This window comes from Arthrobacter sp. SW1 (assembly GCF_001766675.1).
Lineage (GTDB): Bacteria > Actinomycetota > Actinomycetes > Actinomycetales > Micrococcaceae > Arthrobacter.
The window spans coordinates 194,581-210,031 of sequence record NZ_MJLT01000001.1; the positions used below are offsets into that span (position 1 = coordinate 194,581).

The 15,451-nt window shown below is 65.4% G+C and carries 13 protein-coding genes; 4 read left to right on the top strand and 9 right to left on the bottom strand.

The genetic code is table 11. The features are described from left to right. Positions 1-165 precede the first annotated feature (165 nt). A complete protein-coding gene (locus BIU82_RS00970) occupies positions 166-1,215 on the bottom strand; it encodes an LCP family protein (protein ID WP_070347585.1) in 1,050 nt (349 codons plus the stop codon). Between the two features lie 182 nt (positions 1,216-1,397). On the opposite strand from BIU82_RS00970, the gene BIU82_RS00975 reads away from it, so the two are divergent. Then, on the top strand, positions 1,398-1,835 hold the full coding sequence (locus BIU82_RS00975; RefSeq protein ID WP_253182659.1) for a DUF3515 family protein: 438 nt from the start codon (positions 1,398-1,400) through the stop codon (positions 1,833-1,835). Positions 1,836-1,845: 10 nt separating this feature from the next. On the opposite strand, the gene BIU82_RS00980 is transcribed toward BIU82_RS00975, so the two are convergent. The 6 genes from BIU82_RS00980 to leuC form a co-directional block, all read right to left on the bottom strand. Continuing rightward, positions 1,846-2,994 carry a D-alanine--D-alanine ligase family protein gene (locus tag BIU82_RS00980; RefSeq protein ID WP_070347587.1) on the bottom strand — a complete coding sequence of 383 codons (1,149 nt, stop codon included), beginning with the start codon at positions 2,992-2,994 and terminating at the stop codon, positions 1,846-1,848. A 2-nt stretch (positions 2,995-2,996) separates the two neighbouring features. After that, positions 2,997-4,043, bottom strand: coding sequence for an NAD(P)H-dependent glycerol-3-phosphate dehydrogenase (locus BIU82_RS00985; protein WP_070347588.1), 1,047 nt, complete (start codon positions 4,041-4,043; stop codon positions 2,997-2,999). Next, a complete protein-coding gene (locus BIU82_RS00990) occupies positions 4,040-4,852 on the bottom strand; it encodes a lysophospholipid acyltransferase family protein (RefSeq protein ID WP_070347589.1) in 813 nt (270 codons plus the stop codon). The genes BIU82_RS00985 and BIU82_RS00990 overlap by 4 nt, the downstream gene beginning before the upstream one ends. Positions 4,853-4,865: 13 nt before the next feature. Next, complete coding sequence (gene murA / locus BIU82_RS00995; protein WP_070347590.1) at positions 4,866-6,191, bottom strand: UDP-N-acetylglucosamine 1-carboxyvinyltransferase; 1,326 nt, start codon at positions 6,189-6,191, stop codon at positions 4,866-4,868. A 264-nt stretch (positions 6,192-6,455) separates the two neighbouring features. Continuing rightward, complete coding sequence (gene leuD / locus BIU82_RS01000) at positions 6,456-7,055, bottom strand: 3-isopropylmalate dehydratase small subunit (protein ID WP_070347591.1); 600 nt, start codon at positions 7,053-7,055, stop codon at positions 6,456-6,458. 10 nt (positions 7,056-7,065) lie between these two features. Continuing rightward, positions 7,066-8,511 carry a 3-isopropylmalate dehydratase large subunit gene (leuC, locus tag BIU82_RS01005; protein ID WP_070347592.1) on the bottom strand — a complete coding sequence of 482 codons (1,446 nt, stop codon included), beginning with the start codon at positions 8,509-8,511 and terminating at the stop codon, positions 7,066-7,068. Between the two features lie 114 nt (positions 8,512-8,625). Between leuC and BIU82_RS01010 the strand changes: the two genes are divergently transcribed. Both BIU82_RS01010 and BIU82_RS01015 read left to right on the top strand, forming a co-directional pair. After that, positions 8,626-9,345, top strand: coding sequence for an IclR family transcriptional regulator (locus BIU82_RS01010; RefSeq protein ID WP_070347593.1), 720 nt, complete (start codon positions 8,626-8,628; stop codon positions 9,343-9,345). A 51-nt stretch (positions 9,346-9,396) separates the two neighbouring features. After that, the gene (locus BIU82_RS01015; protein WP_070347594.1) at positions 9,397-9,948 is read left to right on the top strand and encodes a DUF1697 domain-containing protein; all 552 of its coding nucleotides are present in this window, start codon (positions 9,397-9,399) and stop codon (positions 9,946-9,948) included. On the opposite strand, the gene BIU82_RS01020 is transcribed toward BIU82_RS01015, so the two are convergent. Both BIU82_RS01020 and BIU82_RS01025 read right to left on the bottom strand, forming a co-directional pair. After that, positions 9,917-11,599, bottom strand: a complete 1,683-nt coding sequence (locus BIU82_RS01020; RefSeq protein ID WP_083292131.1) for a GTPase — start codon at positions 11,597-11,599, stop codon at positions 9,917-9,919. The genes BIU82_RS01015 and BIU82_RS01020 overlap by 32 nt on opposite strands. Next, positions 11,596-13,374, bottom strand: coding sequence for a dynamin family protein (locus tag BIU82_RS01025; protein ID WP_253182632.1), 1,779 nt, complete (start codon positions 13,372-13,374; stop codon positions 11,596-11,598). Before BIU82_RS01025 ends, BIU82_RS01020 begins: the two co-directional genes overlap by 4 nt. A gap of 282 nt (positions 13,375-13,656) precedes the next feature. On the opposite strand from BIU82_RS01025, the gene BIU82_RS01030 reads away from it, so the two are divergent. Continuing rightward, positions 13,657-15,444 (top strand): hypothetical protein, encoded by a 1,788-nt coding sequence (locus BIU82_RS01030; protein ID WP_139146457.1) that lies wholly within the window; start codon positions 13,657-13,659, stop codon positions 15,442-15,444. The last annotated feature ends 7 nt before the right edge of the window (positions 15,445-15,451 follow it).

A 15,451-nucleotide genomic window follows, 5' to 3' on the forward strand; every position in this document is an offset into this window, starting at 1 on the left:
CACTGTTGCCCCCACGGCGATCGCGGCGATGGTCGCCAGCCTCCCGGCAAGGGAAGGACGAACCGAGCCAGATACCCAAAGAAAAATTGAAAGTCCAGTCAATGGACCCGTGACCAGCATAATTCATCCGGTCGACGCAGCCCGCATTCTTACTTTTTTCCCGGGCTAGTTCGCGATGCCCTGCGCCGCAAGGTATTCGCCGACTTTGTCCTCTTTGAGGGCTTTCTTGAGGGCGTCAATTGCTGCCTGGTCAGGTACAACGATCGACTGCCCGTCCTCGGACCATCCCGTTCCGCTGTTCGGCAGGGTGAAACTTTCCACGTCACCGGCCCGGACGTTACGCAACTCCACCGCGAGCTTGCCGACTGCCATGGCGTCAAGAGTCTGGTCAACGGACACATACGGCGATACCTGGTCCACCACCGAGCTGATCTTGGCCGGATTGGTGAGGGTTTCAGTTGTCAGGAATTTACCCATAAGGGCCTTGAGGAAAAGCTGCTGGTTCTTGACGCGCTGGTAGTCTCCGTCGGCAAAGGCATAGCGTTCCCTCACGAACGCCAAAGCGTGATCGCCGTCAAGTGTCTGCTTTCCCTTGGCGAAATCGAAATGCTTGGTGCTGAAGGCAAGGGGAACATTCACTTCGACTCCGCCCAAGGCATCCGTCATGGACTTGAAGCCTTCGAAATCGATCACAGCGACGTGGTCGATCCTCGCATCGAGGATGCCCTCCACCGTCTGGACAACCAACGGAATGCCGCCGAACGCCATGGCCGCATTGATCTTGGCGCTGCCATGCCCCGGGATCTCCACCCAGGTATCCCGCATGATCGAGGTGATGAAGATGTTCTTCCGGTCGGCGGGAATATGCAGGAGCATCATGGAGTCGGAGCGCTGGTCTGAAGGAGCGCCCTTCTCCGCGGTATTCACAGGCGCCGAACGGGAGTCGCTGCCGAGGACCAGGATGTTCATTGCATCCCCGCCGTTCGGCAGCTCCGGCTTGGTAGGCCGGGTGGATTCCTCGGGGAAGGCGTTTTCAATCTTCTGGGTCTTGGTATTGAAGCTGTTGGCGAGGTTGTACACATAGAACCCGCTGACTACACCGGCGATCAGCACCACCGCCAGGAAGCCCAGCAGGACGTTGCGTGCGGTGCGCTTCTTCCTTTGCGGGGCAGTTTCCTCTGGCGCGCTTTCAGGCAGCAAATCGTCGTTGTGCATCCTCAATCCTTCATCCCCATGGCAAAACTATTCACGCCATCATCCCATGCCGCCGCGCCGGGACCTCCCAGTTTCCGCTCAGGTTCGCCGCCCCGTCACGGGGCACGTAGGCTGGAATGGTGATTTTCCGGCCCGCTCCCCGAACCCGAACCGCGACGGCGGCACTCGCCGTTTCCGCTACCCTGCTGGTGCTGACCGCCTGCACTCCCGCGGTAGACGTGAAAGCAGCGGCCGACGCCGCCAACCCCGCCTGCGCGCCGATGATGGTCGCGCTTCCGGACGCGATCGGGGACGCCAAGCTTCGCAAGACGAACAGCCAGGCCACCGCGGCGTGGGGCGAGCCGTCCCAGGTGATCCTGCGCTGCGGCGTGAACGTCCCGCCGCCCACCACGGACCGCTGCGTCAGCGTCAACGACATCGACTGGGTCATCAAGGAAGGGAATCCGGTGTGGACCCTGACCACCTATGGCCGGGAACCCGCCACCGAGATCCTCATGGACCCCAACGTCATCAGCTCCGCCACCGTCCTCGCCGACCTCGCGCAGGCGGCAGGCAAGATCAAGGCCGTGCGCCACTGCGTGGGCCAGGAAGAACTGCAGAACCTCCCGAAGAGCAAATAGCCGGTGGGGCTTAGCGCAGGCCTGTCTTGCGGTGCAGGGCCAGGTGGATCAGTTCGTCGATCAACTCCGCGTACGGCAGGCCGGAGGCCGCCCACATCTGCGGATACATGCTCTTGGGCGTGAATCCGGGCATGGTGTTGATCTCGTTGATGATGAGTTCGCCGTCCGGGGTGTAGAAGAAGTCCACCCGGCTCAGGCCCTCGGCGCCGACGGCGTCAAAGGCTGCCGCCGCGAGCTCCCGCACGCGGGCAATCGCTTCGTCGGGCATGTCCGCGGGGCAGCTCAGCGCCGCGGCGCCGTCCTCGACATATTTGGCAGCGAAGTCGTAGAACTCATGTCCGCCGGACGTGACGGCGATCTCCCCTGGCATGGAAGTGCGCGGGGCGTCACTCCCGCGGCCTTCGAGCACCGCGCACTCGATTTCGCGGCCCGTGATGCCTGCCTCGATCACCAGTTTGAGGTCGTGCCGGCGGGCTTCTTCGATCGCGGCATCCAGGCCCTCAAGGGAATCAACCTTGGAGATGCCCATGGACGATCCCGCCCGCGCGGGCTTCACGAACACCGGGTAGCCAAGCAGGTCCACCTTCTTGCGGACAGCTTCGGGATCGTTGCACCATTCCCGGTCGGTGACGGCAACATAAGGCCCCACCTTGAGCCCGGCGGCTTCGAAGACGACCTTCATGAAGTGCTTGTCCATGCCGACGGCGGACGCCAGCACCCCGGCGCCGACGTAGCGGGTATCGGAAAGCTCCAGCAAGCCCTGGATGGTGCCGTCCTCGCCCCACGGCCCGTGCAGCAACGGGAATACCACGTCCACGGAACCGAGTTCCTGCGGAACCGCGTTGGGTTCGGTGACGACGAGCTGATGGGTGCCGCCGACTTCCGAAAGGGTTACGGTCTTGCCTGAGGGGGCCACCTCCGGCAGCTCGGCCGAGCTGAGCGACCACTGGCTGAGGTCCGCGGCCGGGAGGACCCACTGGCCGCTTTTCGCGATGCCGATTGGGATCACGTCGTACTTGCTCTTGTCGATCGCGCCCATCACGCCGGCCGCCGTCACGCAGCTGACGGCGTGCTCGCTGGAGCGGCCGCCGAACAGCACGGCGACGCGGGGCCGCCGGCCGCCGTCGGGAGTTCCGGTGGTCTGGATCTTTTCGGTCACAGTCAGTAATCGCCTTCGGACTTCAGGGAGCGGGCAAGGAGCCGGGGCCCGAGTTCATCAACGGAAAGCTTGCCTTCCAGGACGGCCACCACGGCCGCGGTGATCGGCATGTCGACGCCAAGGCTGGCGGCCAGCTCGTTGACAGCGTACCCGGATTTGATGCCCTCCGCCGTCTGGGTCATCTTCTCCGTCACCTCGTCCAGGGACAGGCCCTGGCCAAGCAGCCGGCCCGCAGTGTGGTTGCGGGACAACGGGGAGGAGCAGGTGGCCACAAGGTCGCCGAGCCCGGCGAGCCCGGCCATGGTATGCGCTTCGCCGCCCAGGGCCAGGGCCAGCCGGGACGTCTCCGCGAGCCCGCGGGTGATGACCGATGCCTTGGTGTTGTCGCCCATCTGCTTGCCTTCACAGATACCGACGGCGAGGGCAATGATGTTCTTGACGATGCCGCCGATTTCGACGCCGACCACATCGGTGCTCGTGTACGGGCGGAAGTATGGTGCGGTGCAGCAGTGGGCGATCGCGGCGGCGGTGTTCTCGTCGGAACAGGCCACCACGGATGCCGTGGGTTCCTCGCGGGCGATTTCCATCGCCAGGTTGGGGCCGGACACCACGGCAACCCGGTTCTCCGGGATGTCCAGTTCCTCGGCTATCACCTGGCTCATGCGCGAATCAGTGCGGAGCTCCAGGCCCTTCATGAGCGAAACAACGACGGCGCCCGGCGCCACCAGATCCTTCCAGTCCTTGAGCTGGGGGCGCAGGGACTGGGCGGGAACCGCGAGGATCACCAGGGCGGCGCCGTCGAGCACTTCTTCGACATCGGTGGACGCGGAGATCGACGCCGGCAGTAGCGTGTCCTTCAGGTACTGCTCGTTGAGGTGCTCACCGTTGATCTGGGCCACCACTTCGGAGCGGCGTCCCCAGATCCGGATACTGCGCTCCTTGCCCGCCGCGGTGGCGGCGTCGGCCAGGACCTTGGCGAAGGTGGTGCCCCAGGAACCGGCGCCGAGGACGGCGACGACGTCCGGTTCGAACGCGGCTGCTGCGCTCATTTGCCCTCCCCCTTGGCCGCAGCCTTGCCCGGTTTGTCCGTGCCCGGCTTATCGGTGCCGGGTTTATCCGTGCCGCGGGCCTGGAAGCGGCCCTGCTTGGACTGGTTGTGTGCCGCGGGGTCCCAGCGCTCGGCGGGCGGTTCTTCACCGCGGAGCTCGGCGAGGAGCTTGGTGATGGCGTCCATGATGAGGTCCGTGGCCTCGTTGAGCGTGCTGCGGTCCAGCGGCCGGTCCGCGAACCTGCTCAGGTCCAGTGGCTCGCCGACCAGGATGCGCGAGGTCTTCCGGGGGAAGATGTGGAACCGCTTCGCATAGCGCGGGAAGACTTCATGGGCACCCCAATGGGCCATCGGCACCACGGGGGCTCCGGTCTGGATGGCAAGGCGGGCAGCGCCGGTGTGGCCCTTCATCGGCCACAGCGCCGGATCCCGGGTGAGGGTACCTTCCGGGTAGATGATGATGGCGCCTCCGGCGTCCACCACCTCCTGGGCCGCCTGCAGCGAACGGTTAGCACCCGCCGTCGAGCGTTCCACCGGAATCTGGCGGGTGGCGCGCAGCAGGGAACCGATCACGGGCACCTTGAACAGCCCCGCCTTCGCGAGGAAATGCGGCGGACGCTTCTGGTTGTAGAGCATGTGCCCGATCACGATGGGGTCGATCTCAGTGCAGTGGTTCGGCGCGGCGATGAAGCCGCCCCGGGGAAGCTTTTCGGTGCCTTCCCATTTCTTGGCCATCAGGATGTTCATCAACGGCCGTGCGATCCCCGCGAGGAGCACGAATGTGGCGCGGCTCTTGGCCGGTTCCTTCAAAGGGGTCCCCCGCTTACTTGGAGTCGGTGATGTCGAAATCTGCGCCGAGGCCTGCGAGCTTCTCGGTGAAACGCTCGTAGCCGCGGTTGATGATGTCAATGCCGGTGACGCGGGAGGTTCCGGTGGCGGCGAGGGCCGCGATGAGATGGCTGAAGCCGCCGCGGAGGTCCGGGATGTCGATGTCCGTCCCCTTCAGCGGCGTGGGGCCGGAGATGACGGCCGAGTGCAGGAAGTTGCGCTGGCCGAAGCGGCACGGCACGCTGCCCAGGCATTCACGGTGCACCTGGATGGTGGCACCCATGCGGCTTAGGGCCTCGGTGAAACCGAAGCGGTTTTCGTAGACGGTCTCGTGGACGATGGAGACGCCCTCGGCCTGGGTGAGTGCCACAACCAGGGGCTGCTGCCAGTCGGTCATGAAGCCGGGGTGCACGTCGGTTTCCAGGACCAGCGGGCTGAGCTTGCCGCCCGGGTGGTAGAAGCGGATGCCGTCTTCGCGGATGTCCATGCCGCCGCCCACCTTGCGGTAGGTGTTCAGGAAGGTCATCATGTCCCGCTGCGATGCGCCCTCGACGAAGATGTCGCCGCGGGTCACGAGGGCCGCGGAAGCCCAGGATGCGGCCTCGTTCCGGTCCGGCAGCGCGCGGTGGTCGTAGCCACGGAGATCCTTGACGCCTTCGATCCGGATGGTGCGGTCCGTCTGGACGCTGATGATGGCGCCCATCTTCTGGAGCACGGCGATGAGGTCGATGACCTCCGGTTCGGTGGCGGCACCACTGAGCTCGGTGATGCCTTCGGCCCGGGTGGCGCTGAGCAGGACCTGCTCGGTGGCGCCGACGGAGGGGTACGGCAGGGAGATCTTGGCTCCGTGCAGGCCTTTCGGCGCGGAAATGTGGATGCCGCCGGGCCGCTTCTCAACGACGGCGCCGAACTGGCGCAGTACGTTCAGGTGGAAATCGATGGGGCGGTCGCCGATCTTGCAGCCACCAAGGTCGGGGATGAAGGCCTCGCCGATCGCGTGGATCAGCGGGCCGCAGAACAGGATCGGGATCCGGGAGTCGCCGGCATGGGCATCGATCGCAGTGCTTGACGCGGTCTTCGCGTCCTTGGGATCCAGGGTGAGATCGCCCGTTGCAGGGTCCTTCTCCACGGTGACGCCGTGCAGTTTCAGCAGGCTGGTGACAACCTCGACGTCCTTGATTTCCGGAACGTTCCGGAGCACCGACGGTTCGCTCCCGAGCAAGGACGCGACCATGGCCTTGGGTACAAGGTTCTTCGCGCCGCGAACGGTGACGCGGCCGGTCAGGGGTACGCCGCCGCGGATTGTCAGGACACTGCTCATCTATACCGGTTTCCTCACGAGTTGATGCCCCCATACTGCCGAAGGCCCAAGCTAAGCATAGAAGCTGGCGTTACTGATTCGAAATGCTGGGACGCGGTGCCGGCGCCGCGCCCGTTTCCGACCGGAGCACCCTTATTGAGGCGGGCGCCTGGGCACGCAACGGCCGCCCCGGAAAAAGCCACACGCACGGAAAAAGCGCCCGCTCCCCAACCGAGGCGCCCGCAGGAACGGGTACCGGAGTGGGGAACGGGCGCGGAACCGAAGCTAGCTCTTCGCCGGCAGCGTCTTCGGCTTGAAGGACGGGCGCGTGGCCTCGTAGGCCGTGATGTCCGCCTCGTGCTGCAGGGTCAGGCCGATGTCGTCCAGGCCTTCGAGCAGGCGCCAGCGGGTGTAGTCGTCAATGTCGAACGGTGCCACGACGTTGCCGCATTCCACAGTCTTGGAGACCAGGTCCACCTTGACCTCGGTGCCGGGGTTGTTTTCCAGCACCTTCCAGATGAGCTCGATATCGTCCTGTGCCACCTGTGCGGCCAGGAGTCCCTGCTTGCCCGAGTTGCCGCGGAAGATGTCGGCGAAACGGGAGGAGAGGACGGCCTTGAAGCCATAGTCCTTCAGGGCCCAGACCGCGTGCTCGCGGGAGGAACCGGTGCCGAAATCGGGTCCGGCGACCAGCACGGAGCCGGCCTTGAACGGCTCCTGGTTCAGGATGAAGGACTCGTCCTTGCGCCAGCCGGCGAAGAGCGCGTCTTCGAAGCCGGTGCGGGTGATGCGCTTGAGGTAGACGGCGGGGATGATCTGGTCCGTGTCCACGTTGCTCTGGCGCAGGGGGACACCGATGCCGGTGTGGGTGGTGAACTTTTCCAAGGGGGTCCTCCTAGGCGGCGTCGCCGGCGGCGACGGGGACGGATTCCAGGTCGGAAGGCGAGCTGAGCGTGCCGCGGACGGCGGTCGCCGCCGCCACGACGGGCGAGACCAGGTGGGTGCGGCCACCCTTGCCCTGGCGGCCTTCGAAGTTGCGGTTCGAGGTGGACGCGCAGCGCTCCCCCGGCGCCAGCTGGTCCGGGTTCATGCCGAGGCACATCGAGCAGCCCGCAAAGCGCCACTCAGCGCCGAATTCCTTGAACACCTTGTCCAGGCCTTCGGCTTCGGCTTCGAGTCGGACGCGGGCCGAACCGGGCACCACCAGCATGCGGACGTTGGGGTCCTTGGCGCGACCACGGATCACGTCGGCAGCGGCACGCAGGTCCTCGATGCGCGAGTTGGTGCAGGAGCCCAGGAAGACAGTGTCCACGCGGATGTCCTTCATCGGCGTTCCGGCTTCCAGGCCCATGTACTGCAGTGCACGCTCGGCAGCGAGCTTGGCGTTCTCGTCGCCGAAGTCCTCGGGCGAGGGCACGGCGTCGTTGAGGGAGACGCCCTGGCCGGGGTTGGTTCCCCAGGTGACGAACGGTTCCAGCGTGTCGGCGTCGAGGTCCACTTCGACGTCGAAGCTGGCGTCGGCGTCGGTGTGCAGGGTGTTCCAGCACTCGACGGCGGCATCCCAGTCGGCGCCTTCCGGAGCGTGCGGCCGGCCCTTCATGTACGCGTAGGTGGTCTCGTCCGGAGCCACCATGCCGGCGCGGGCACCGGCTTCGATGGACATATTGCAGATGGTCATGCGGGCTTCCATGGAGAGAGCCCGGATGGCGGAGCCGCGGTATTCCAGGACGTAGCCCTGCCCGCCGCCGGTACCGATCTTCGCGATCACGGCCAAGATGATGTCCTTGGCGCTGACGCCGGGGCGCAGGGTGCCTTCGACGTTGATGGCCATGGTCTTGAAGGGCTTGAGGGACAGCGTCTGGGTGGCCATGACGTGCTCAACCTCTGAGGTGCCGATGCCCATTGCCAGCGCACCGAACGCACCGTGGGTGGAGGTGTGGGAGTCGCCGCACACAATGGTCATGCCCGGCTGGGTGAGGCCGAGCTGCGGACCGACGACGTGGACGATGCCCTGTTCCTTGTCGCCCAGCGAGTGCAGGCGGACGCCGAATTCCTTGCAGTTGGCGCGCAGGGTGTCGATCTGGGTGCGGCTGGTGAGGTCCGCGATCGGCTTGTCGATCTCCAGCGTGGGGGTGTTGTGGTCCTCGGTGGCAATGGTGAGGTCCGGGCGGCGCAGCTGGCGGCCGGCCAGGCGCAGGCCCTCGAAGGCCTGCGGGGATGTCACTTCATGGACGAGGTGCAGATCGATGAACAGAAGGTCCGGCTGGGCGTTGGCTCCTTCGCCGTCGCCCTTGCGCACCACGTGCGCATCCCAAACTTTCTCGGCCAGTGTTTTCCCCACGGCCTGCTCCCTTCAACTGCGGTTGTCTTGTGTGATTCCACTGAACATGAGCGCCGCGTCAGCGCGCCAGCGAAACAACTTGCATCTCAGATATTGAGACGGCAATATCATTACATGGACAATTCTAGTGGAGTCGGTGTCATTGATAAAGCGGCCCAGGTGCTGGACGCGCTTGAGGCCGGGCCCACCACGCTCGCGCAGCTGGTGGCCGCCACGGGCCTTGCCCGGCCCACCGTGCACCGCCTTGCGCTGGCGCTTGTCCATCACCGCCTGGTCAGCCGCGACATCCAAGGCCGTTTCGTCCTGGGTAGCCGCCTTGTGGAACTCGCGTCGGCCGCCGGCGAAGACCGCCTGATCGCCTCCGCCGGCCCCGTGCTGATCCAGTTGCGCGACGCTACCGGCGAGAGCGCCCAGATCTTCCGCCGCCAAGGCGATTGGCGCGTCTGCGTCGCGTCAGCCGAACGACCTATCGGCCTGCGCGACACGATCCCCGTGGGAACACAGCTGTCCATGAAGGCCGGCTCCGCGGCCCAGGTACTGCTCGCATGGGAAGACCACGACCGCCTGCTGGACGGACTGCAGAACGCCCGCTTTACGCCGACCGTCCTGGCAGGAGTACGACGCCGGGGCTGGGCCCAGAGCCTCGGCGAACGCGAGCCGGGGGTCGCCTCCGTTTCGGCGCCGGTGCGCGGACCGTCCGGCCGCGTGATTGCCGCCGTCTCGATCTCCGGCCCGATCGAACGCCTCACCCGGCAGCCGGGCCGCCTGCACGCAGAGGTCGTCTGCAATGCGGCACGCGTCCTCACCGAAGCCCTGCGCAAAGGCAACGACTAGGCCCCGGCGCCAAGCCACGTCAGTGTCGTCCGTCCGCAGTAGGGTGGGCCCATGAACAGCTTTGCGGTATTCCTGCGCGGCATCAATGTGGGCGGAATCAACATCAAAATGGCGGAACTGAAGGCTGCCCTGGCGGAGCTTCCGTTCGAGGGCGTAAAAACGCTCCTCGCCAGCGGCAACGTGGTGCTCGGCAGCGCGCTTGACGCCGCGGCCGTCAAGCAGCGCTTCGAGAAGTGCCTGCGTGATTCCTTCGGCTACGACGCCTGGGTAGTGGTCCTGGACGGCCCCCGCGTCGCCGAGCTTGTCGCTTCCTGCCCCTATCCCCCGGACGACAAAACCACGCATAGCTACATCACGCTGTCCTCGGACACTGCCGTCCTGGACGAACTGTTCGACGCCGGTTCGGCCCTCGGCAGCGCGGCCGACGGCGGCGTGGACCTGGTCCGCCTCGGCCCGGAAGCCATCGCCTGGCTCGCACCGGCCGGCGGCACCATCGACAGCCCCTTCAGCAAGATCACCGCGAAGTCCCGCTACAAGGCGGCCACCACCACGCGCAACCTGCGCACCATGATCAAGGTGCGGGACGCCGTCGCGGCGTTGTGAGCGGAGCACGCGCAGGAACGCCTGACGCCGGGGAACCGCGGCGTACTTCCTTCAGGGCCGCGTTGAAACCGGCAAGGCGGGCCAGCTCCCGCTCCACCGGTTCCACGATGCGCTCCCCCGCCACTGCAGCCACCGCGGCTTTCAGGCGTTTTCGCGCACCGGCGCTCCTCGCCCGTGATGCAGCGCCCGCAAGCACCCGCCCGGCAAGGGCAAGGACAATGCCGAGCAGGACAGCTCCGGCAAGCATCAGCGTGGGTAGCGGCCAGCCCTCCACACGGGGAACGTCCGGCACCGGCATCTGCAGGTAGCCCAGCACAGCGAGGGTTCCAAGCCAGCCCGCGCCGCCCAGGGCCACCAGCAAGGACAGCCACTGGAGCACGTTGAACGGGAACCACCACCAGGAGCGCCGCTGTGCCTTGAGGTCGGTGCCCGCGATCGCCTGGTCCAAGGCGTCGGGAAGTTGCTTGCGGCCATTCAGCGCAGCATCGCGGATGACCGTCCGCCACGGCTGCGGCGCGCCGGCCGACGCGGCGTCGGCGAACTCCCGGATGGCGGCGTCATAACGCGCGCGTTCCGGGGCACCGGCAGCAGGAAGGGAAGTCCTGTTGAGCGAAGCATCCGTGTCCGTCCGGCCGAGGTTCAGCCGCCTGAGCGGATCGGGCGTGAACCTCAGCAGCCAGCGGGTCAGCGGCCAGCCGGTACGCCGCACGGCCTCGCGTTTGTAGGAACGCGCGACGGCGTCCGCCACCAAGGGGACGTGGGCCGCCGTCGCGAGTTCTTCCGACAACCGGGCACGGCTGCCGCCGCTGACTCCGGCGGCCTCGCCCTCGCCGGAGGCCACCGCCAGGTGTCCGGCCGCCGTCGCGACGTCCGCGGCGAGGCGCAGGGTGGCGGCTTCACGGCGCTCGACCACCTGCCGGATGGCAGATCGGAGCTCGGCGACGCCCGTGCCCTGCGCGGCAGAGGCCGGCAGGACGCGGACCTGGCCCATTCCGTCCCGGGCGAGCAGTCCACGCAGGGAGTCCAGCACCGGTTCAACGTCGGACGCCGGAAGGGTGTCCACCTGGTTCAGGACCACCAAGGTGACTGCACCATGGGAGGAAAGGGGCGCAAGGAAATCGTTGTGGACGGCGGCGTCGGCGTATTTCTGCGGGTCGAGGACCCAGACGAGCACGTCCACCATTCCGCTCAGGCGGTGCACAATCTCACGGTTGGCGAGCCGGGTGGAGTCGAAATCCGGGAGGTCCAGGAGGATCAGGCCGCTGTCGTCGCTTGCGAGCCCCGGGACGTTCTCCATGGGATGGCGGTCTGTGACCTCAAGCCAGTCGAGCAAGGGCCCGCTGCCTTCGCTGCCCCAGATCCCCGCCAACGGCTGTGAGGTAGTGGGCCTGCGCGCAGCTGCGGTGGCCACGGTGGTGCCGCTGACGGCATTGAACAGTGAAGACTTTCCGCTGCCGGTCGCTCCGAAAAAGCCCACCACAGTGTGTCCGGCGGACAACGAGCGCCGGGAACTCGCCCGTTCCAGCACCTCATATGCATCTCCCAGGACGTCGCCGGGCAGGACTCCCTCGCCGAGTTCGCGCGCCTGGTTGAGGAGTTCGAGCTGGCGTTGGAGCCGCGACGCCTCGCGGACCAGTCCGTGGCGGCTCATTCGGCCCCCGCCAGCGTGCGGAGTTCAACTGCCAGCCCGGAAAGTTTGCCGGCATGTTGCCGCCCGCCCATGGCGAGCCGGCCCTGGAAGCGTTCCTTCTCTGCGGCGAGCAGGGCGTCGCACCGTTCGTGCAGTTCCTCGCGTGCCCGTTTCGCCAGCCGTCGCACGGCGTCCTCGCCGAAGACAGCTTCCAGGAGTTTCTGGCCGACGACGGCGGTGCCGCCGGCCACGCCGATCTCCAGCCCGCTGAGCCCGGCCGTCATCGAAAACACCACGATCATCAATGCGGCTCCGAGTCCGTTCACGCCGAAGGAAAGCCAGCGGGCCTTGCTCCGCTTGTCCTGTCCTTCGGTGCGGATAAGTTCCATGAGGCTCCCTTGCCAGGCACGGATCTCGGCGGCCGCTTGCCCGGCAAAGCCCGGGCTGGCTGCCGCGAGGCCTTCACCCAGGAGTTCCCGGCCGCCGGGTTCGGAACGCCAGCGCCGTTCAGTGTGCTCTGCGGCGTTGTTCGCTTCGTCGACGATCACGGCGTGGAGGCCCGTTTCGATGGCAGTCTCCACCCGCACTGCGGGGGCAGGTTCACCCCGGAAGAACGCGCCGACCCTGTCCCGCAGCCGGCCCACGTTCTGTTCGAGGCTCCGGAAGAATTCGCCCGTCCCTACGAAGTCCTGCCAGCGTGCGAGGACTTCGCCGCGCAGGAGCGCACCATCCTTACTCGCGTCCAGGATCGCCTGCAATGCGCGCGCATACTCTTCGTCGGCCACGGACCCAAGAATGCGGGCGGCTTCATCCTGCTCCGCGGCGGCGCGGTCGAGCTCCTCCAAGCGTCCGGCGAGGGACCTTACCGCGCCGTGCAGGGTCCGGCGCGCCACGGAGGAACGGGCAGCGGAGTCTGCGGCAAGTTCCTTGAGCCAAGCGGCCAGGGGTTCCACCGCTTCGCGTGGCAGCATGCCGTTGCCGTCGAGCGCCGATTCCCGGACGGTGAAAAGCTTCGCGCTGCCCAATCCATGCCTGCGGAGCATCGTCTCGAGGTCGCTCCGCACTTCATCCTCGGCGGCCTGCGGCACGCGGTCCAGCACCACGGCAACGGTGATGTCCCGGGAAGCAGCATCCAGGAGCAGCTTCCACGGTACGGCGTCGGCGTAGCGGTTGGCGGTGGTCACGAAAATCCACAGGTCGGCAGCCGCAAGCAACTGACCGGCCAAGCGGCGGTTGTGGTCCGATACGGAGTCGACGTCGGGGGCGTCCAGGAGCGCAAGTCCCTGCGGAACGGCGTTGTCCCCCACAAGGACAAGGGAGGTCACCTGTTCGTCGGGACCGGCCCCGGGCACCGGCGCCTGCAATGCCCCGCCCGTGTTCAGAGTGCCGGCGATCCGGCTCAGGCCCGGAAGCACGCGCTGCTCGCGGAACCAGTTTCCTTCGGCCGGATGGTGGATGAGGATCGGCTGCCTGGTGGTTGGCCGGATGGCCCCGGAACGGGTCACCGGGTGGCCCACCAGCGCGTTGACCAGGGTGGACTTTCCGGCACCGGTGGATCCGCCGACGACGGCGAGCAGCGGGGCGTCCAGGCTGCGGTACCGCGGGATGATGTAGTCGTCGAGCTGCGCCGCCGCTTCGCGGGCAGCCCCGCGGGACCCTTCGACGCCCGCAAGCTCCAGTGGCCAGTGTGCAGTGTCCAGCGCCCGGCGCACTTCCTCCAGGAGGACGACGGCGGAATGTGTGTCCGCCCCGTTCGCAGAATCATTGCCCGGCCCGGGCTGTTGTTGTGCACTCACAACATTCATCATGCCAGCCGGCATATGGGAATATCTCCAGCCGGGGACCATTGGCCCGAAGCCACCCGGAAGTCGGCCGTCATTGGTGGACCGGATTTCATTAAGGCATCGCGTTCAAATGACGGCCGGAGCGACCGCGCAAAGATCAGCCGCGGGTACAATCCAGACAGCTTGTGTGAATAGGCCAACTGGGGGTGTCGGTCGGGTTGCAGCTTCCTGCAACGGAGATCGGGAATGCGTATTCAAGTAGTCGAGCGCCTCCAACTACGCGGAAAGTGGAGCATGTCGAACTACCTGATCGTGATCGCGGATGAGCGCAGATCCAAAGAAATCCAAGAATGGGCGGAAGTGCTGCTCACGAAGAAGGAAGAACACAAAACAGTCCGCCTTCGTGCCGGCGTCCATATGCACTATTTCGCCCGGGATGCCCACTCTGACGTCCAAGAGACCGAAGGCATCCTGTTCAAAGGATTCGCCGTTGATTACGAGAACCGGGCCGTCGTGTTCGGCGCCAGCGGGATGCGCGACTTTTCGAATGCCCACCCCAATGCATCACGATTGGATTCGATCGAAGGTTGTCACATCACGGCATCCTGGGCGGGACCGGAAATCACAGTCAGGAACGACTTGTTCTCAGTGTGCTCGCTTCTGTATACGGCCGAAAACGACTTTGTAGCCATATCGGACTCCGCCTACATACTTGCCGCGCTCCGAAAGCGGTTTGGTTATGCCAACTTGATCAATTCCGAGGCAGCGCTGGCAAGGTCCTGGGGAAATTCCATGGGCGGTCAACTGCTCAGTCCGGACACCATTGTGGAAGCAATCAAATATGCGCCGGTCGGAACAACGCTCCGGATCAATTTTGAGCGACTTATCAACCTCAGCGTGGTCAGGCAGTCTGCAGCAAGCGTGTTCGAACTCCGCGCTGATTCCTATGCCGAAAGCATGCGCCTGGCGGGCCAGAGAATGGCTTCTTTGATGCAGACTCTCTCCGGGGTTTCCGTCAATGCGGTGAGGCTGGCGCTTTCCGGGGGCATGGATTCAAGAGTGCTCCTCGCGGCGGCGCTGTTGTCGTCGAGCGGTAGGGCCCACACAGCGTTCAACTGCACGAACAGCAATCCCTCCCACGCGACTGATTACGCAGTTGTCTCGGAAATGTCCGAAGCACTGGGATTCCCGTTGGGGCTGCGATCCACGGACACCGAACCTGCCGCACCCACTACCCGCCGCGTGAACGAGACATTGGGCCTCTGGAAGCTTGCAAACGCGGGCATCTACGACTTTCTTGTTCTGCCAAATTATGTCCTCAACAGCGTAGGCGCTTTCAGCGTCTCAGGTCATGGGGCAGAACTCCACAAGGGAAACTACGGCTGGCGTGCCGTCCAAGCCATCGCCGCCAACATCGTCGATCCTTCTGTCAGCGCGGCTTTTCTTTCACAAACAGAAAAGGCACTATCCAGCTTGGGCGTCAACGTCGACTCACCAATCGGCTCCGAGTGGCACTATCTGGCCTACCGCAACGCACTTCATTCCGGCCAGGTCTCCACAACTTCCATGGTGGGAATCCGCCCGCTCATGATGAGGGACCTCGTTGCGCTCAACCGCTCGGACGTCAATCAGCATCCGAACCCTCGAAAGGGTCAACCAAGCATGGTCAACGATCTGCTGATCATGCTCTCCCCTGAAGCAGCAGCGTTTCGGTTCGACGTTGCCCGCAAGAACATGCCGGCGGAGTATGTCGAAAGCCGGGCGCAGGAACTAGGTGGCCGCCTGTCAGAAGATGGGCTGGACATGTATGGCATTTATGGCGATTTCAAGACCGTATCGCACGGGTTCCCCGGCGTCTTCCAAACGATTGTGCAAAACGATGGACGGTGGGTCAAAGGCACTCGCCAGGCCATAGCCGACGCCATGCTGGACGGATACGACAGAATCGATAACCAAGCGGTCCGAGCGGCCTATCATCCCGTACTCAAGGAGGCCACGATGAAACTCCTGGACGAAAGCCTGGCGTATCAGCAGATGCGAGGATCGGCAGGCAAACTGATGAGCTTCAACATGCTCAGCTAGATTCCCG